This is a genomic window from Endozoicomonas sp. G2_2 (assembly GCF_017744135.1).
Lineage (GTDB): Bacteria > Pseudomonadota > Gammaproteobacteria > Nevskiales > Salinisphaeraceae > Salinisphaera.
The window spans coordinates 127,993-146,081 of the sequence record NZ_JAGHQU010000008.1 but is presented as its reverse complement, the minus strand read 5'-3'; the positions used below and the strand labels follow the sequence as shown (position 1 = coordinate 146,081).

Below are 18,089 nucleotides of genomic sequence, written 5' to 3'. Positions count from 1 at the left end.
GTTATCTATCCTGGCGAATTCTATTTCATATTCGCAAAGACTACCGTAAGCGTCTCATTTCGACTGCTGCCGATGTCATGCATGCCCTGATCGTTCATTGCCACCCGGAACCGACCTCGTTCAACGCCGCGCTAAGCGACATCACGCACAAAACCCTGCGCGCGAGCGGCGCGCAGGTGACCGTTTCGGATCTTTATGCCGAACACTTCGATCCGGTCGAAGGCCCGCACCATTATCGGCAACGCGCGGACACAGACGTGTTCGCGGCCCTTACCGAACAGCGTTACGCCGGCGACCAAGGCACGCGCGCGGTCGACGCACAGCGCGAAATCGACCGGCTCGAAGCCGCAGACCTGGTCGTGCTGCAGTTTCCGCTGTGGTGGCATGCCCAGCCGGCCATGCTCAAGGGCTGGTTCGATCGTGTGTTCGTCTACGGCGAGCTCTATACCGGGCGCCGGCGCTACGACGAGGGTCATTTTCGCGGCAAACGCGCCCTGCTGTCGGTGACCACCGGCGGCCCGGCCCACACGTTTTCGCCCTTCGGCCGTGGCGGGCCGATCGAGCGCCTGCTCTGGCCCATCCACTACTCGCTGCACTACATGGGCTTCGACGTGCTTGCGCCGTTCGTGGCGCACGGCGTACAGGGCGGCGGCATCGCCTACCAGGACACTGCGGCGTTCGAGGACCATCTCGACCAACTCAAGAACCGCTGGGCCGAACGCCTACGCCGCATCGACGACATCACGGCCATTCCCTTCACGGGCTGGGCCGACTGGGAAGACGGTGTCCTGGCCTGCGACCATCCACAACGCTGGCTCGGCTGACGCGGCGCATAAAAAAACCGCCCCGGCGAACCGGGGCGGGGACGCTACGATCTGACCAGGACCGCAACGACGGGGACTGGCGGGTCAGGCAGCCTTGTCGCGGAGCTCGCGCGCGGCCTCGACCATCTGCTTGAGCGCCGGCTCGACTTCGGCCCAGCCGCGCGTCTTGAGGCCACAGTCCGGGTTCACCCACACGCGCTCGGCGGGCAGTACCTCGGTGGCCTTGTGGAGCAGGTCGACCATTTCGTCCTTGCCGGGCACGCGCGGGCTATGGATGTCGTATACGCCCGGACCGATCTCGTTCGGATACTTGAACTGCACGAAGGCATCCAGCAGCTCCATCTGGGACCGGGATGTCTCGATGGAGATGCAGTCGGCATCCATGTCGGCGATCGCCTCGATGATGTCGTTGAACTCCGAGTAGCACATATGGGTATGGATCTGGGTATCGTCGGCGACACCGCAGGAGGCGAGCCGGAAGCACTCGACCGCCCATTTCAGATACGCCTCCCAGTCCGCACGCCGCAGCGGCAGGCCTTCACGGAACGCGGCCTCGTCGATCTGGATCGCGGCCAGGCCGGCGGCTTCCAGATCCACCACCTCGTCGCGGATCGCGAGCGCGACCTGCTTCACGGTCTCGGAACGCGGCTGGTCGTCGCGCACGAACGCCCACTGCACCATGGTGACCGGACCGGTGAGCATGCCCTTCATGGGCTTGTCGGTGAGCGACTGGGCGTACTTCGACCATTTCACGGTCATGGCCTCGGGCCGTGAGACGTCGCCAAAGATGATCGGCGGCTTCACGTAGCGCGAGCCGTAGCTCTGCACCCAGCCGAATTTCGTGAAGGCGTAGCCGGCGAGCTGTTCGCCGAAGTATTCGACCATGTCGTTACGCTCGAATTCGCCGTGCACGAGCATGTCGAAGCCCATGTCTTCCTGCATCTTCACGGCTTCGGCGATCTTTTCCTCGAGAAAGGCGTCGTAGTCGGCATCCGACATCTTGCCCTTCTTGTGCGCGGCGCGAGCCTTGCGCACCTCCTGCGTCTGCGGGAAGGAGCCGATGGTCGTGGTCGGATACGCCGGCAGATTCAGCTTGGCGTGCTGTTTCTTCGCCCGCTCGGCGTACGGCGCGCCGCGCTGCATATCCTTGTCGGTTGCCGCCTCGGCACGGCGCTTCACGGCGGCATCGTGGATACGTGCAGAATCCGCGCGGTCGGCCATGGCCTGCTGGTTCGCCGCCAGCATGGCCTTGTCGACCTTGCCGTCCGCGGCATTGGCCAGGAAAACGATCTCGTCGAGCTTTTCCTCGGCAAAGGCGAGCCAGTTCTTGAACTCGTCGTCGAGCTTGGTTTCGCTGCGCAGGGTGACCGGCGAATGCAGCAGCGAGCAGCTCGGGCCGACGATCAGACGCTCGCCGCCGATCTCGCCCTTGATCGTCTGCAGCACGTTCGAGGCGCGCTCGAGATCCGTCTTCCAGATATTGCGGCCATCGATGATGCCCACCGACAGATACTTGCTATCGTCTAGACGCGCGGCCACGACCTCGGCCTCCTTGAGGCCGCGCACCGCGTCGATATGCAGTGCCGCGACCGGCAGCGCGGTGAACAATTCCATATTGTCGGCCAGACCGCCGAAGTAGTTGGCCACCATGATCTTGATGCCATCGACCTGGGCCAGCTTGGCATAGGCCTTTTCGATCACCGCACGCTGCGTGTCGTCCAGGTCGAGCGAAAAGATCGGCTCGTCGATCTGCAGCCATTCGGCGCCGTCGGCGGCCAGTTTCTCGGCGATCTGGACATAGACATCGATCAGCGAGTCGGCGAGATCGAACTTGTTCAGATCCGAGCCGTCGGTGACCTTGCCCAGCGTGAGATAGGTCGCCGGGCCGACCATCACCGGCTTGGTGACGATGCCCTGAGCCCTGGCTTCGGCGAACTCGTCAAAGATCTTGGAGCCGACCAGCTTGAACGATGTGTCCTGCGTGAATTCGGGGACGATGTAGTGGTAGTTGGTATCGAACCACTTGGTCATCTCGCAGGCGATCGCACCGTCTGTCCCGCGCGCCATGTCGAAGGCGACATCGATATTCATATCGCTGCCGTCCCAGCCGAAACGCGCGGGCACGTTGCCGACGAGACACGACAAACCCAGCACCTGATCGTAGAAGGAGAAGTCGTTGGACGGAATCAGGTCGATGCCCGCGGCCTGCTGCTTGGCCCAGTTGCTGTGGCGCAGCTCTGCGCCGGTGGCTTCAAGACCGGCCCGGTCGAGATCGCCTTTCCAATAGGCTTCGGTCGCTTTCTTGAGTTCGCGACGTTCGCCGATACGGGGAAAACCGAGGTTCTGGGAAATCGTCATGGCCACTCCTGTCGTTTGCCGAACGAAAAGGCAGACAGCCCTGCTTTCGCGCCCGGCGTTGTTCGATGGCCGAAACTCTATAGCGCCCGTTCAATGAATAAAATTGGTATGTTTGCATGTATACATGACTATTACTCATTGATCGAATGATCGAGCGGATGCACCTGAGCATTCTTCGCGAAATCGAGCGCGAAGGCTCGCTGACCGCGGCCGCTAAGGCCCTGCACTTGAGCCAGTCGGCCTTGAGCCATGCGATTCGCAAGCTGGAGACACGATCCGGCACGGCGATCTGGGTGCGTGAAGGCCGGCGGGTGCGACTGACCGACGCAGGCGAGCATCTGCTCGCGGCCGCCAATCGGCTACTGCCGCAACTCGAGCGTGTCGACGCCGTATTGGCAGAACACGCCACCGGCGAACGCGGCTCGCTGCGGATCGGCATGGAATGCCACCCCTGCTATCGGTGGCTGCTCAAGATCGTTGCGCCGTATCTGCAGGAATGGCCGGGCGTGGATATCGACGTGGTCCAGCAGTTCCAGTTCGGCGGCATGGCCGCGCTGTTCAACCACGAGATCGACATCCTGGTCACCCCCGATCCGCTACGAAAGAAGGGCGTGAAGTTCACGCCGGTGTTCGACTACGAACAGGTGCTGGCCGTGGCACAGGATCATGCGCTGGCCGGCAGAGACCACATCGCTGCAGAAGACCTCACCGATCAGGTGCTGTTCTCCTACCCGGTGGATACTTCGCGGCTGGATATCTATACCCAGCTGCTGGTGCCGGCCCGCTGCAGCCCGCGCCGGCACAAGACAGTGGAATCCACCGACATCATGCTGCAGCTGGTCGCTGCCGGGCGCGGCGTGGCGGCTCTGCCGCGTTGGCTGGTGGCCGAATACGGCCAGCGACTGCCGCTGTCAGCCGTCTCGCTCGGCGCCCGGGGCATCCCCAAACAGATTCATCTGGGCGTGCGCGACGGCGATCGCGGGTTGCGTCATGTGGCGGGGTTTCTGGATCTGGCTGCGAGCCTGTCGCGCCAGCACGAGGACGCTACTGCGCCGGGGCCAGGTATCGACGGCTAGGTATCGACTGAGGCGGCAGGTATAAACCTCGCGCGCACAAAACGCTGCGCGACCCCGGGGGATCGCGCAGCGTTTGGCAGTAGTTCAGAACATGCGCCCGCCCTGATCAGGGATACAGGGCGTGAGCGCGGCATCGACGTGGCCGATGCGACCGGCGATCGCCGGCCTGAAGCAGACGTCTTACTGCTTCTTGCCCTTCATCATGCCGAAGCGGCGGTTGAAGCGCTCGACCTTGCCGGTCGTGTCCATGATGTTCTGCTTGCCCGTGTAGAACGGGTGCGTGGCGCTGGTGACTTCCAGCTTGACCAGCGGGTAGGTGTTGCCGTCTTCCCACTCGATGGTTTCGTTGGACTCGATGGTCGAGCGCGTCAGGAACGCGAAGTCGCCGCCCATGTCCTTGAACACCACGGGGCGATAGTTGGGATGAATGTCTTTCTGCATGGCCTGCTGTCTCGACTGTCTGTCGTTCGTTGAAAACTAAAGCTGCTTGTCTCTACCGCGTCGCCCGCTATCCGTTAACGGACAGACGCGTCAGGGCCAGCGTGATGTTCGCGCCGTCGATCTCGAACGCCTGCTCGACGTCGCCCGTCGGCTCGGCGTCGTGCGCATAGCTTTCGGCAAGGGTCTCACGTGCCATCATCGCCCCATGGGCTTCGATGGCCTTTGCCAGATCGTTGTCGGCGCGATACTGCACCCGAATCCGATCGGCGACATGAAACTCTGCCTGCTTGCGCAGCCGCTGTACGCGGTTGATCACTTCGCGCGCCAGCCCGCGTTCGCGTAGTGAATCAGTCAGTGTACTATCAAGTGCCACCGTGACGCCATCCTCGCGTCCGACCAGCCAGCCTTCGACGCCCTCGGCCGAGACGAGCAGATCGCCCTCGCCGAGTTCGATGGCCTCGCCGTCGGCGGTCACGGTAATCGCGTTGTCGCGCATGTAGGCAGCGATATCGCTGTCGTCCAGCTGAGCGACGGCAGCTGCGACCGCCTTCATCTGCTTGCCCAGTCGCTTGCCCAGCGTCTTGAAGTTGGGCTTGGCGCTGCGCTTGACCAGATCGCCCTCGCCGGCGACGAACTCGATGGCGTCGACGTTGACTTCCTCGCGCACGATCGCGGCGACCGCCTCGACGTCGGCGCGGGCCACGCCCGGCTCCTCGACCACGAGAATACGGCCCAGCGGCTGGCGGACGTTGATCGAAGCCTCGTTGCGCAGCGCCAGCACGTTGCCGACGATCGCCCGCGCCAGCGCCATGCGCCGCTCGAGATCCGTATCCACCAGCTCGGCGTCGGCAGCCGGGAAATCGGCCAGATGTACCGAGGCCCGTACGCCGGTCTGCGCGCTGACGTGGCTGTAGAGCCAGTCCGAGAAGAACGGCGCGATCGGCGCCATCATCGCGGCCACGTCGCGCAGGCAGGTGAGCGTCGTGTGATAGGCCGCGCGCTTGTCGGCGACGGCTTCTTCACTCGCATCGCCGCCGGCATCCGCACGCGCACCGGCCCAGAAGCGGGCCCGGCTGCGGCGGATATACCAGTTCGACAGTGCATCGATGAAGCGCTCGACGGCTCTGGCGGCACGGGTCGGGTTGTATTCGTCCAGTGCGGCCGTGGCTTCGGCCGCGGTCGATTGCAGGCGCGACAGAATCCAGCGATCCAGCTCGGGGCGATCCGCCACCGCCGGCGCCGGCGTGTCCGCGCTGAAGCCGTCGATATTGGCGTAGGTCGCGAAGAACGAATAGACGTTCTCGAGCGTGCCGAACACCTTGGTACGCGTATCGCGCAGGCCGCGCTCGGCGTACTTGGTGTTGTCCCAGGGCTGGGAGCTGGCGAGCATGTACCAGCGGATGACGTCCGCGCCGTGGGTATCGAGCGCCTCGAACGGGTCGACGGTATTGCCCTTGGACTTGGACATCTTCTCGCCGTTCGCATCCAGCAGCAGGCCGTTGACGATGACGTTGCGATAGGCCGGCGAATCCTTCACCAGCGTGCCGATGGCGTGCAGGGAATAGAACCAGCCACGGGTCTGGTCGACGCCTTCGCAGATAAAGTCTGCAGGGAAGTTGGCCTCGAAGCGCTCCTTGTTCTCGAACGGGTAGTGCCACTGGGCGAAGGGCATGGCGCCGGAGTCGAACCAGACGTCGATGATCTCGGGCACGCGCTTCATGGTGCCGCCGTTCTTCGCCGGCCAGGTGATCGCATCGACCTGCGGCTTGTGCAGATCGAGTTCCTCGTCGGCCGGCACCGCGTCGCCGGCGTACTCGCGCAGTTCGGCGATGGAGCCGATGACGACGATATCGCTCTCGTCGCGGTCGTTGACCCAGATCGGCAGCGGCGTGCCCCAGTAGCGATGCCGGGAGAGCGCCCAGTCGACGTTGTTGGCCAGCCAGTCGCCGAACCGGCCGGTGCCGACATGCGGGGGGTGCCAGTTCACACGGTCGTTGTATTCGACCAGTCGATCCTTGTGCTGCTGGGTGGCGATGAACCAGGACTCCACCGGATAGTTCATCAGCGGCGTGCCCTTGCGCCAATCGTGCGGGTAGCTGTGCACGGTGACGTCCTGGGCGAACAGCAGGCCGCGATCCTTGAGATCGCGCGCTAGAACCTTGTCGGCGTCCTTGAACCACTGGCCGCCGACCAGCGGGAAGTCGGCCGTGAAATGGCCGTCGCGCTCCACCGGGTTAAACAGCGGCAGGCCGTTCGCCTGCGCGGCGGCATAGTCGTCGCCACCGAAGGCCGGCGCCATGTGCACGATGCCGGTGCCGTCCTCGGTGGACACGAAATCGGCCGGAATCACGCGCCAGGCCTTGTCGGCGTCCTCGTGGTCGACAAAACAGTCGAACACCGGCGTATAACGCATGCCCACGAGGTCGCGACCGGCGTAGCGCGTGCCGATCTCGGCAGTTTCGCCCAGCACCCGTTCCGCCAGATCGGCGGCAACGATGTAATCGCGCCCGTCGAGGGTGGCGCGCACATATTCGACATCCGGGCCCACGGCAAGGCCGGCGTTCGAGGGCAGCGTCCAGGGCGTGGTCGTCCAGGCCAGAAAGAACGTATCGGTTTCACCCTGTACCGGAAACGCGATGGTCACGCTCGGATCCTGCACTTCCTTGTAGCCGAGGCTGACCTCGTGCGAGGACAGCACCGTGCCCGAACCCGGCGAGTACCAGTGGATCTTGTGGCCCTTGTAGAGCAGGCCCTGATCGTGAATCCGACGCAGCAGCCACCAGACGCTTTCGATGTACTCGTTGGAGAACGTCACATAGGGCGCGTCGAGATCCACCCAGTAGCCAATACGGCGCGTGAGTTCGTCCCACTGATCCTTGTAGCGCAGCACCGAGGCGCGGCAGGCCGCGTTGTATTCGGCAATGCCGTAGGCGTCGATATCCTCGCGCGACTGCAAGCCGAGTTCCTTCTCGACCTCGATCTCGACCGGCAGGCCGTGCGTGTCCCAGCCGGCCTTGCGGTCGACCCGATAGCCGCGCATGGTCTTGTAGCGACAGAAAGCGTCCTTGACCGTGCGCCCGAGCACGTGATGAATGCCCGGACGGCCGTTGGCCGTGGGCGGGCCTTCGTAGAAGGTGAACACCGGCGCATCGGCGCGCGCCTCGGTGCTGGCCTCGAAGACATTCGTCTGTTCCCACCACTGCCGGATCTCGGCGTCGAGCGCGGGCAGATTCAGGGGCTTGTGTTCGGCAAAACCGGTCATGGGAGACACGTTGCTGTCGGGCGCGAGCCCATCAATCGAAGCGCGACATCATAAACCTTGCGCGCCAAGGCTGCATCGCCTTTCCGGGCATCAAACGCGGCGTGTCAAGTGCGATCCCGTCGCGGCGGCACGGGATCGAAGCCGCCTTCGTTCAACGGGTGGCAGCGGGTGATGCGCCGGAATGCCAGCCAGCCACCGCGGATCGGGCCATGGCGTTCCAGCGCTTCCAGCGCATAGGCCGAGCAGGTGGGCATGTAGCGGCAGCGTGGGCCGATCATGGGCGAGATGGCGTAGCGATAGATCAGGATCGGCAGTTGTAGTGCGCGTACGAGTAGCCAGCGTATGGTCTGGCGTAGTGGTAACAGGATGCGCGTCAAGCCGTTCATGGCTGTCAGTCTAACGCGGTGCCGCGGCGAGTCCGGCTCGCATATGAAATCGCGTCGCGGCTTTTCGTAGTTTTTAAACGATCGGAGCGGATCGTCGGTGTAATACTGGCTTTCCTTCCCGCGAGTTCTTTAGCACTCACGAGTTTGTCGTTCCTTTTGTTTCGCACTGCTGTGCGACTCACTTTCTTTTGCTTGTCCAAAAGAAAGTAAGCAAAGGAAAAAGACACCCAGATGGCGCGCCGGCGCGAAGCGCCGGTGCACTGCGATGCTCGGTCCGAAGGGATGCGGCCAGAACTCGGATCGCTTTGGCGATCCTCAGACATGCTGTCCGCACCGGCGCAGTGCGCCGGACACCCTTCGGCCCTGCGCTTCTCGTCGCTCCACACGGGGCCCGAATACAGGCGCGGCCTACCCAGCTACGGCGTTGGGACGGCTGCCGAGTCGAACGTTTCGGTTTCTGGCTGCGTTCCGGGTCGGACTCGCCTTCGGCGTTGTCCGACCAAAGATCGCTTCGCGATCTTGGCGAAGCGTCAGCGAGCCGGTCTTAGTTTGTATTGCCCCCCTTGGGCGTAGCGCCGAGCAGTGGAGGCCGCAAGCGGATAAGACAGCCGGATGTTTGAGCGTAGCGAGTTTCCGGCTGGCCCGCTTGCGGACGGAGCCGCGCAGGGCATCGGCGCGAAGCGCCGACGCAAGACAGGGTGTCTTTTGTTTTGGTGACTTTTATTTGGACAAGCAAATAAAAGACACTCGCACAACAGTGCGAAACCCCAAGTAAAAATTCACCCGCCCCGTTGATCCCACGACGCCGGCATTGAACCAGCCAACTTCAAACGACTAAAACTGAACTCCCTGGCAATAAGACAACTAGGACGAGAACAGCGGCCAATCCCTCTCGTCTCGACCCCCCACGCTTGACTGCACCCATTCATGACCCAAGCTTGTACATAGAACATCCCTTCGCGCGCCCCGGTTATGGATACACAGATCGAGCAACTCAAGACCACTTTCGAGATGCTGCCCGACTGGGAGGAGCGCTATCGCTTCATCATCGACTTGGGCCGCAAGCTCGAACCGCTGGAAGACGACGAACGCAACGAGGCGACCCGCGTTCGCGGCTGCATGAGCCAGGTCTGGCTGATCGCGGACGACGAAGACGACGACAAGCTGCATTTTCGCGGCGACTCGGACGCCCATATCGTGCGCGGGCTGATCGGCGTGCTGTTGATGATCTACTCGGACAAGACGCCGCAGGAAATCGCCGAAATCGATATCAACCAGATCTTCGCCGATCTCAACCTCGAACAACACATCACCATGAACCGCCGCAACGGCCTGTATTCGATGGTGGAAACCATCCAGCGTACGGCCAGCCGCCGGCTGGACGCCTAGACGCGCCCAACCGCGGCGCATGTCGCGCCGGGCACGTACAACAACACGCGCACACCGCAGAATAGCGTTCGCTCGCTCGGGCGAGCGCTGCCTGATCGGCTATGCTCGACGACCCGCCGCTACGCCCATACGGGCGTAGCGATCGTCATTGCCCGATCGAGGAATCCTGTCCATGTCGAACGACCGTCCCGTTGCCCTGATCACCGGCTCCTCTTCCGGTATCGGCGCCGCCAGTGCCCGCCTGTTTGCCGAACGTGGCTACAACGTCGTGATCAACTATTCGCGCAGCGCCGAGGCTGCCGAGAGCGTCGCACGCGAGTGCGAGGCACTGGGCGCCGAGACCATCGTGCAGCAGGCCAACGTCGCCGAAGACGCGGACTGTCGTGCACTGGCCAAGGCCGCAGAGGACAAGTGGGGCCGTATCGATGCGCTGGTCAACAACGCCGGGACCACGCGTTTCTGTGCGCACGAGGATCTCGACGGGCTGAGCGCACAGGATTTCCAGGACCTGTATGCGGTGAACACGATCGGCGCCTATCAGATGGTGCGTGCGGTGGCGCCAAGCATGCAGGCCGCAGGCCGGGGCAGCGTGGTAAACGTGGCATCCATTGCCGGGGTGATGGGATTCGGCAGTTCGATCGCCTATGCCGCCTCCAAGGGCGCGCTGATCACCATGACCAAATCCCTGGCCCGCGCGCTCGGCCCGGCGATTCGCGTGAACGCCGTCTGCCCCGGCTTCGTGCGCGGCAGTTGGCTGGCCGAGGGCCTGGGCGAGAAACGCTACAACGCGATGATCGAACGGCTTGAATCGAACACGCCCCTGGCCAAGGTCTGCACGCCCGAAGACGTGGCCGAGTCGATCGCCTGGTTCGCTGCCGGCGCCGGTATCACTACCGGCGAAACGCTGCTGCTCGACGGCGGCATGCATCTCGGACGCATGTAACGCGCCGCGACGCCCGCGCCGAAGCGCGGGCGTCGTGGAGTCTAACGCGGCGCAGGCGCGAGAGAGGCACGGCTGAGCCTGTCGATACGGCTCTGGCCGATCAGGGCGAGGCTGAGGTCGATATCGGCCAGCAGCCGGCGCAGTACCTCGGCCACGCCTTGCTCGCCGGCACAGGCCAGCCCCCAGGCGAACGGCCGGCCGACCAGCACGGCATCCGCACCCAGCGCGATCGCCTTGAGCACGTCGGTGCCGCGGCGGATACCGCTATCGAACAACACGTCCATATGCGCACCGACCGCGTCCACGACGCCGGCCAGCGCATCGATCGCGGCCACGCTGCCGTCGACCTGGCGCCCGCCGTGGTTGGACACGATCACGCCGTCCATCCCGGCGGCACGCGCGGCCAGCGCGTCTTCCGGATGCAGCACGCCCTTGAGGATCAGCGGCAGATTGGTCGCCTCGCGCAGCTTGGCCAGATCCGGCCAGCTGCGTTCGGGCGAAGCATAGACCTGCGACCAGTGGCGCACGGTGGCCTGCACGTCGTCGGCCGGCGGCTGGTCGAGCCCGGCACAGAAGACCGGATCGCTGGTGTAGTTCGCCAACCCCTTGCCTTCCAGGAACGGTAGATAGGCGCCGTCGAGATCGCGTTCGCGCCAGGCCAGCATCTTGGTGTCCAGCGTGATCACGATCGCCTCGTAACCGGCCTTTTCCGCCCGTTGCACCAGGCTTGCCGCCAGCGCGTCGTCGTTCGGCCAGTAGAGCTGGTACCAGCCCGCGGTCTCGCCGAGCTCGCGCTTGACGTCTTCCATGGGGTTCGAGGAGACAGTGGACAGGATCATCGGTACGTCGAGCTGGGCGGCGGCACGCGCGGTCGCCATCTCGGCGTCGTCGTGCAGGATTTCCTGTACGCCCAGCGGCGCCAGCATGATCGGCGTCTTGCGGCGCTTGCCCAGAACGGTTGTGCCCAAGTCACGCTGGCTGACGTCGGTGAGCACGCGCGGCATGAGCGGATAGCGATCGAAACCTTTGCGGTTGGCCGCCATCGAGGCCTCGCCGGCGCCGCCGGCGACATACCAGTAGGCGCCGGAATCGAGCACTTCACGCGCCCGGGCTTCGAGATCCTCGTAGCGCAACGGCAAGCCGGGCAGCTGGCCCTCCTGCCCGGCCATGTAGATGCCGAACTGGTAGTTGCCGTAGTGATTCGTCGCTCGTGCCACCGTCGCTCTCCTCGTCGTGTTGTCGTTATTGCCACGCCCGAACTGAAACAGCCGGCACGGGGCCGGCTGGAATCAAAACAGCATTTCGAATCAGGCGCAACCGCGCAGGGCGCGCCCGGAAAGGATCACTCGAGACCGTAGCGTTTGCCGCCCTTTTCCTTGCTTTCCTTGTTCCAGGGGCGATCGTTCGAGGAGTCGCTGTTCATCACCGCGTCGCGGTTGGGCGCATGTGTATCGCCCCTGCTCGCCGCGGACGGCTGATCGGCCGTGGCCGGTTTGGCGTCCGTGTCGGTCGCTTGCTCGGCGTTCTGGCCTTCTTTCTGACCCTCGACGGCGGTATCACGGGTGATGGCCTCCGGCGCAGGCGGCGGGGTGACCAGCTTTTCCGGATGCATCTCGGCCAGCTTCTCGGCGCCTTCAGCCATGTGCTGATACATGTCGCGATAGTCGTCGACCATGCGCGACATGATGGCGGAGGTCTGCTCGAAATGTTCGCGCACGTCGTTCTTGTAGCTGTCGTGCTTTTCGGTGGCCTCTTTCATGGCCACGGATTTCTTGCCGCCGAACCGGCTACCAAGGAAATAGCCGATCAGCAGCGCGACCACTGCGCAGACGACGACGATGAGAATCAGGGCTACGGGGCTCAGATTGGCCATGGATAAGGTTCTCCCTTGTAGTGCCGGGATGGGATGACGTCCCCATACTGTGTGGTCAGATTGCGCACGGCAAGTTGTGGGCGTTAGACCTTAGCCCAGTGCACGCACCGCACGGCACCGGGCAACAGGCCGCGCGCCGGCGCACGCGACGCGGCACACGGGCCGGGCCGCTCGCGGGCGGCCCGGCTCGCCTGTTCTAACCCAGCAGGCGCCGGTATTCCTTGAGCATGCACCGATCCATGACGACATCGATGCCGGCCGCGGCCGCCTTTTCGGCCGCCGCCTGGTGCACCACGCCTTCCTGCAGCCAGAGCGTACGCACGCCGCGCTCGATGCAGGCATCGACGATCTGCGGCACGTGCTCGGGCCGACGGAACACGTCGACCACGTCGACCATTCCGGTGATATGCGACAGATCCGGAAACGCGTTCTCACCGAGGACCTTGTCCTCGTTCGGGTTTACCGGAACGATGCCATAGCCCTCGTCCATGAGCGCCTTGGCGACGCCGAACGACGGGCGCGACTCGTTCGACGACAGCCCCACCACGGCAACCCGCCGGGTCTGGGCCAGAATCTCGCGAATATCGGCATCTTCGGTAATCAGTGGCATGGGTATCAGGAGGCGTTCTGGAAGTTGCTCGCGACGCGCTCACCGGCATCGGACAGCGCGTCGATGATGGATTTCTTGAGCGCCTGGTTGGTCCAGACCAGCTCGGGCCGGCTCTGCAGCTGGACATAGCTTTCCAGCTCGGCATTCGACACGTCGCGATAGACGTACAGCAGCATCAGCGGAACCCGCTGCTCGAGCTTGCCTTCGATGTTCCCGCGCGTCTTGGCGACCATCTGCTCGATACGCGGCGCGTCGACCTGATGCTGCGGCCCCGAGGCGGCGTTGCGTGCCCGGATCATGGCTTCGAGCAGCGTGACGTTGAAGCCCGTCTGCAGTTCGATAATCTGCATGTCCTGGGCCAGCGAATCGATCTGGCGCAGGCGCGCCTTGCGGCGATCGGTTGCCGGCTGATCGACGAAGGCCTTGAAGTTCTGTGCGAAATTCGCCTCGCCGGTGGTCGACTCCAGGCCGATCATCTTGGTGGCCAGCGGGGTGTCGAGCGCCTCGGCAGCCGCGACCAATGCCGCCTCGCGGCCATCCGTGCCGGCCTGTTCACGCAGGTTCTCGGCCACGTCGGCCTGCAGGGCCTGCGGATCATAGGCGTCGAAAACCACGTCGCGCAGGCGCTGGCGATCGGTATCGCTCACGTCGTCGGGCAGGTTCTTGTCCAGCGACTGCGACACGGCGGGCGCCGCCTGGGCGAGCAGATCGGGCACTTCATAGGCCGCGAGCACGCGATTCGACGCGCTCGCCTGCGCCTGCTTTCCGGCCGGCCCGGTGGCACAGCCGGCCAGCAGCAGCGCCCCCATGAATACAGTGATCAGATAGGATTTCGCTTGTGGTTTCACGTTTCACCTGTGCATTGAGCAATCCGCATACTGTACGCCAATCCCCCGAACCCATGCCTGACACGAATGGCGTGCTCACGGTCGACGCCATGGGCGTCGCTCCCCTGCGCACGCTGTTCGCGCGCCTGGGCCTTACCCTCGTACGCACGGAGCACGGCAAACCGATTCCCGGCAGTTTCTGGGGCGACGAGGAGGCCGGGCTGATCGGCGACACGATCTATGTGCGTGGCGACACACCCGTGCATTCGGCGATGCACGAGGCCGGCCACTATGTCTGCATGGACCAGACGCGGCGGGCCGGCCTGCATACCAATGCCGGCGGCACCTATGACGAGGAGAACGCGGTCTGCTACTGGCAGATCCTGGCCAGCGCACACTTGGGCGGCATGGACCGAGAGCGCATGTGTGCGGATATGGACCGCTGGGGTTATACCTTCCGGCTCGGCAGCGCCGCGGCGTGGTTCGCCGAAGACGCCGAGGATGCCCGCGCCTGGCTCACGGCTGCCGGCCTGATCGATAACGACAGCGGCGAACTCGTGATTGGCGTGCGACGCTGACCCACCGAGCCGCGTGTCGGCCGCCTGCGACGGCCGATACGGCTATTTCGACTTGGCCTGATCCGCGACTGCCTTGGCGGCCGCTTCGGCGGCGTCGGCATCCCCGAGATAACGCGATTCGATCACGTTGAGCTGTTCGTCGAGCGTGTACAGCTGTGGAATCCCGGTGGGAATATTGACGCCGGTGATCACATCGTCGGCAATGCCTTCGAGGTATTTCACGAGTGCGCGCAGGCTGTTGCCGTGGGCGGTCACGAGTACCGTCTCCCCGGCCTTGAGACGCGGCGCGATCGCGTCGTGCCAGTACGGCAGTACGCGATCGAGCGTCAGCGAAAGCGACTCGGTGCCCGGCAGGACACGGGCGTCCAGATGCCGGTAGCGGCTGTCGAAACGCGGATGACCCGGATCATCCTGCGCCATTTCCGGCGGCGGGATGTCGTAGCTGCGACGCCAGGTGTGAACCTGTTCCTCGCCGTGCTTCTCGGCCGTTTCGGCCTTGTCGAGGCCCTGAAGGCCGCCGTAGTGGCGCTCGTTCAGGCGCCAGTGGCGCACCACATCGACCCACGGCTGCTCGAGCTCCTCGAGCGCCAGCCACATGGTCTTGATTGCGCGCTGGAGCAGCGAAGTGAAGGCGACGTCGAAGCGGATGCCCTCATCCGCCAGCAGACGGCCGGCGGCACGCGCTTCGGCACGGCCCTTGTCGGTGAGGTCGACATCGACCCAGCCGGTGAACCGGTTTTCGAGGTTCCACTGGCTCTGGCCGTGGCGTAGCAGTACAAGCTGGCCGGGCATCATCACTCCTTGCTCGATTGTGGCCGGCCGCTGGCCGGCGAGGATCAGCTGTCGGGTTCGGCCCAGCTGATCCGGATATCGTGTTGTATGCCGAACTCGCGCGCGGCCGCGACATCCTTGCCCATGTAGATGTCGATCTTCTTGCGCCAGCGACGATTCATCTTGTCGCGCACGACATAGACGCCGGGCATGCCTTCGATCTTCACGCGCGCACCATGGGTAAGCCCCTGCTCGATCAGATCGCGGGACACGGCGATTGCGCGCATGCCGGGTTTGAGTTCGTCACCCCAGGCAGCGATGGCCGGTTTCTTTGCCGTCGTCTGCCACGGCACGGAATTATACGCCGTTGCGGACACGTTGAGTTCCTTCCACTCTACCGGGTCGGCATGGGCCAGAGAGACCGACGCGCACAGTAGCGAAAGCACGCTTATCGTTGTTGTGACAAAACGACGCATGAGATCGATGCCGCTCAAATGAAGCGCGCGATCATACATGCGAAAGCTTAACGGGGGCTGTCTGAGGCGATTTCTTTGACGAAATTCGCGAACACGTCGAGCTGGTCGCCGGTCATGCGCAACGGCGCAGCAAGCGGTGCAATAAGGCCAATATGCCCGACATCCGGATAGATTTCCAATTGGGCCGATCCGCCGGAGGCTTTAATTTTATTGGCAAGATTTCGGCTGTTTTTGGGATAGACCGTCTCGTCCGCCGCGCCGTGCATGAGCAACATCGGCGGCTCATCGCCATCCACGAACTCGATGGGCTGGGTACGCGGCCAGGTTTCACGCGGGGCAAAAATCCGCTGCAGCACCGGGTCTCTTATGGGAAGAAAATCATAAGGCCCCGCCATGCCGACAAAGCCGGCGAGGTCCGCTATCGACGCGCCGGCGGCGGCCAGATAGCGGCCATCGGTCGCCAGCATCGCGCCGATATGGGCACCGGCCGAATGCCCGGACACGAACAGCCGATCCGGGTCGGCGCCATAGTCGGCCGCATGCGCCTTGGCCCACGCCACGGCACGGGCGCCGTCTTCGATGAAGCCGGGAAACGTGGTCGGCGGATAGAGCCGATAGTCCGGCACCACGGCGACCAGGCCCCGCGACGCCAGCGCCTGGCCCACGAAGCGATAACCGTTCTTGTCGCCGCTCTGCCAGCTGCCGCCGTAGAAAAACACCACCACGGGCGCGTGAGCGGCCTTGTCCGAGGGCACGTAGACGTCCAGGGTCTGTCGCGGATCGTCGCCGTAGGCGATATCCGCATGCCGGTCGTAGCCCCAGCGCGGCGTCAGCGCATTGGCCCAGAACTGCCCCGAGCAGGCCGAGAGCATCAGCGACAGCGCGCCCATCAGCAGCGCGCCGAGGACCCGGCGGCCATGCCTCACGTCATGGTGACGAACTCTTCCGCACTGGTCGGATGAATCGCCACGGTATTGTCGAAATCGGCCTTGGTCGCGCCCATCTTCACGGCCACGCCGAAGCCCTGCAGCATCTCGTCGGCACCATCGCCGATCACGTGCGCGCCCACGATCTTCTCGTCGTCACCCACGCAGACCAGCTTCATGTCGCTGGGCACCTTGTGCTCAAGCACGCCGTGATAGAGCGCGACATAGTGACTGGTATAGATCTTCACCGCGTCGTCGCCGTACTGGGCGCGCGCCTCGGCCTCGCTGAGACCCACGCTGCCGATCGGCGGATGGGTGAACACCACGGTGGGGATGTTGTGATAATCCAGCCGCCGATCGGGCTGGCCGCCGAACAGCCGGTCGGACAGCCGCCGCCCGGCAGCGATCGCCACCGGCGTGAGCTCGGCCTGGCCGGTCACGTCGCCCAGCGCGTGTACGCCCGCGATCGCGGTGTCCTGCCACGCGTCGACGGGGATGGTCCCGTCGGCGGCGGTTTCCAGCCCCAGGCTCTCGAGATCCAGATTGTCGGTATTCGGCAGCCGGCCGATCGCCCATATCAGCTTGTCGACGGTGATCGAATCGCCATCCTCGAAATCGACCCTGACCTGCGTGCCGGCCTCGCTGAGCTCGGCGGTCTGACGATTCATCTGCACGTCGATACCCGCTTGTCTCATGCGCTCGATGAGCGTATCGCCGAGCATGGCATCGAAATTCTTGAGCACGTGTTCCTTGCGCAACAGCAGCGTGACGTGCGCGCCCAGGCCATTGAGCACGCCGGCCAGCTCGCAGGCGATATAACCGCTGCCAACGATCGCCACACGGTCCGGGCGCTCACGCCAACCGAAAAAGCCGTCTGAGTCGGTGCCCAGCGCGGCACCGGGCACATCCGGCCAGTGCGGCTTGCCGCCGGTGGCGATCACGACATGGTCTGCTTCGAGTTCGCGCTCGCCGACCGCGACCCGGCGTTCGCCGACAAAGCGCGCGTCGCCGGCAACGAACTCGACCGCGTCCTTGTCGAGGTTGCGCGCGTAGATACCATTCAGCCGCTGGATATAGGTTTCACGGTTGTCGACCAGCTTCGTCCAGTCGTGCTCGGGCACGCCGGTGGCAAAGCCGTAGTCCGCGGCATGGGCCGCGTGGGCGGCGAACTCGGCGGCATGCCACATCACTTTCTTGGGCACGCAACCGATGTTCACGCAGGTGCCGCCGAGTCGGCCGCGCTCGATCAGCGCGACCTTCTTGCCGTAGCTCGCCGCACGGCGCGCCGTGGCCATGCCGCCACTGCCGCCGCCGATCACCACGAGATCGAAATGCTCACTCATGTCTGC

The 18,089-nt window shown here is 64.2% G+C and carries 17 protein-coding genes; 5 read left to right on the top strand and 12 right to left on the bottom strand.

Annotated elements, in window-relative coordinates; all coding sequences use genetic code 11:
- The first annotated feature begins 77 nt into the window (after positions 1–77).
- The gene (locus J7355_RS11440) at positions 78–824 is read left to right on the top strand and encodes an NAD(P)H-dependent oxidoreductase (protein WP_209062782.1); all 747 of its coding nucleotides are present in this window, start codon (positions 78–80) and stop codon (positions 822–824) included.
- Between the two features lie 84 nt (positions 825–908).
- On the opposite strand, the gene metE is transcribed toward J7355_RS11440, so the two are convergent.
- On the bottom strand, positions 909–3,182 hold the full coding sequence (gene metE / locus J7355_RS11435) for a 5-methyltetrahydropteroyltriglutamate--homocysteine S-methyltransferase (RefSeq protein ID WP_209062780.1): 2,274 nt from the start codon (positions 3,180–3,182) through the stop codon (positions 909–911).
- 158 nt (positions 3,183–3,340) lie between these two features.
- On the opposite strand from metE, the gene J7355_RS11430 reads away from it, so the two are divergent.
- A complete protein-coding gene (locus tag J7355_RS11430) occupies positions 3,341–4,258 on the top strand; it encodes a LysR family transcriptional regulator (protein ID WP_348523030.1) in 918 nt (305 codons plus the stop codon).
- 180 nt (positions 4,259–4,438) lie between these two features.
- On the opposite strand, the gene J7355_RS11425 is transcribed toward J7355_RS11430, so the two are convergent.
- The 3 genes from J7355_RS11425 to yidD all read right to left on the bottom strand — a co-directional run bounded on the left by J7355_RS11425 (position 4,439) and on the right by yidD (position 8,347).
- Positions 4,439–4,699 (bottom strand): type B 50S ribosomal protein L31, encoded by a 261-nt coding sequence (locus tag J7355_RS11425; RefSeq protein ID WP_209062777.1) that lies wholly within the window; start codon positions 4,697–4,699, stop codon positions 4,439–4,441.
- 67 nt (positions 4,700–4,766) lie between these two features.
- Positions 4,767–7,961, bottom strand: a complete 3,195-nt coding sequence (ileS, locus tag J7355_RS11420; RefSeq protein ID WP_209062775.1) for an isoleucine--tRNA ligase — start codon at positions 7,959–7,961, stop codon at positions 4,767–4,769.
- Positions 7,962–8,065: 104 nt separating this feature from the next.
- Entirely contained in the window at positions 8,066–8,347 is a 282-nt protein-coding gene (yidD, locus tag J7355_RS11415) for a membrane protein insertion efficiency factor YidD (RefSeq protein ID WP_209062773.1), read from the bottom strand.
- Positions 8,348–9,319: 972 nt separating this feature from the next.
- On the opposite strand from yidD, the gene J7355_RS11410 reads away from it, so the two are divergent.
- A complete protein-coding gene (locus J7355_RS11410) occupies positions 9,320–9,736 on the top strand; it encodes a SufE family protein (protein WP_209062771.1) in 417 nt (138 codons plus the stop codon).
- A 172-nt stretch (positions 9,737–9,908) separates the two neighbouring features.
- A complete protein-coding gene (locus tag J7355_RS11405; RefSeq protein WP_209062769.1) occupies positions 9,909–10,679 on the top strand; it encodes an SDR family oxidoreductase in 771 nt (256 codons plus the stop codon).
- A 41-nt stretch (positions 10,680–10,720) separates the two neighbouring features.
- Here J7355_RS11405 and J7355_RS11400 read toward each other — a convergent pair whose 3' ends face one another.
- The 4 genes from J7355_RS11400 to J7355_RS11385 all read right to left on the bottom strand — a co-directional run bounded on the left by J7355_RS11400 (position 10,721) and on the right by J7355_RS11385 (position 14,010).
- Complete coding sequence (locus tag J7355_RS11400; protein ID WP_209062768.1) at positions 10,721–11,896, bottom strand: alpha-hydroxy-acid oxidizing protein; 1,176 nt, start codon at positions 11,894–11,896, stop codon at positions 10,721–10,723.
- Positions 11,897–12,021: 125 nt separating this feature from the next.
- Positions 12,022–12,552: a DUF1043 family protein gene (locus J7355_RS11395; protein ID WP_209062766.1), complete on the bottom strand. Its 531-nt coding sequence runs from the start codon at positions 12,550–12,552 to the stop codon at positions 12,022–12,024.
- 196 nt (positions 12,553–12,748) lie between these two features.
- Positions 12,749–13,162 carry a CoA-binding protein gene (locus J7355_RS11390; RefSeq protein ID WP_209062764.1) on the bottom strand — a complete coding sequence of 138 codons (414 nt, stop codon included), beginning with the start codon at positions 13,160–13,162 and terminating at the stop codon, positions 12,749–12,751.
- Between the two features lie 5 nt (positions 13,163–13,167).
- Positions 13,168–14,010, bottom strand: a complete 843-nt coding sequence (locus J7355_RS11385; protein WP_209062762.1) for a hypothetical protein — start codon at positions 14,008–14,010, stop codon at positions 13,168–13,170.
- 53 nt (positions 14,011–14,063) lie between these two features.
- Between J7355_RS11385 and J7355_RS11380 the strand changes: the two genes are divergently transcribed.
- Complete coding sequence (locus J7355_RS11380) at positions 14,064–14,567, top strand: hypothetical protein (RefSeq protein WP_209062760.1); 504 nt, start codon at positions 14,064–14,066, stop codon at positions 14,565–14,567.
- A 42-nt stretch (positions 14,568–14,609) separates the two neighbouring features.
- Here J7355_RS11380 and gpmA read toward each other — a convergent pair whose 3' ends face one another.
- The 4 genes from gpmA to gorA all read right to left on the bottom strand — a co-directional run bounded on the left by gpmA (position 14,610) and on the right by gorA (position 18,083).
- Positions 14,610–15,359, bottom strand: a complete 750-nt coding sequence (gpmA, locus tag J7355_RS11375) for a 2,3-diphosphoglycerate-dependent phosphoglycerate mutase (RefSeq protein WP_247739932.1) — start codon at positions 15,357–15,359, stop codon at positions 14,610–14,612.
- Positions 15,360–15,403: 44 nt separating this feature from the next.
- Entirely contained in the window at positions 15,404–15,784 is a 381-nt protein-coding gene (locus tag J7355_RS11370) for a hypothetical protein (protein WP_348523029.1), read from the bottom strand.
- 77 nt (positions 15,785–15,861) lie between these two features.
- A complete protein-coding gene (locus tag J7355_RS11365; RefSeq protein ID WP_209062757.1) occupies positions 15,862–16,704 on the bottom strand; it encodes an alpha/beta hydrolase in 843 nt (280 codons plus the stop codon).
- A gap of 32 nt (positions 16,705–16,736) precedes the next feature.
- Positions 16,737–18,083: a glutathione-disulfide reductase gene (gorA, locus tag J7355_RS11360; protein ID WP_209062755.1), complete on the bottom strand. Its 1,347-nt coding sequence runs from the start codon at positions 18,081–18,083 to the stop codon at positions 16,737–16,739.
- Positions 18,084–18,089: the final 6 nt, after the last annotated feature.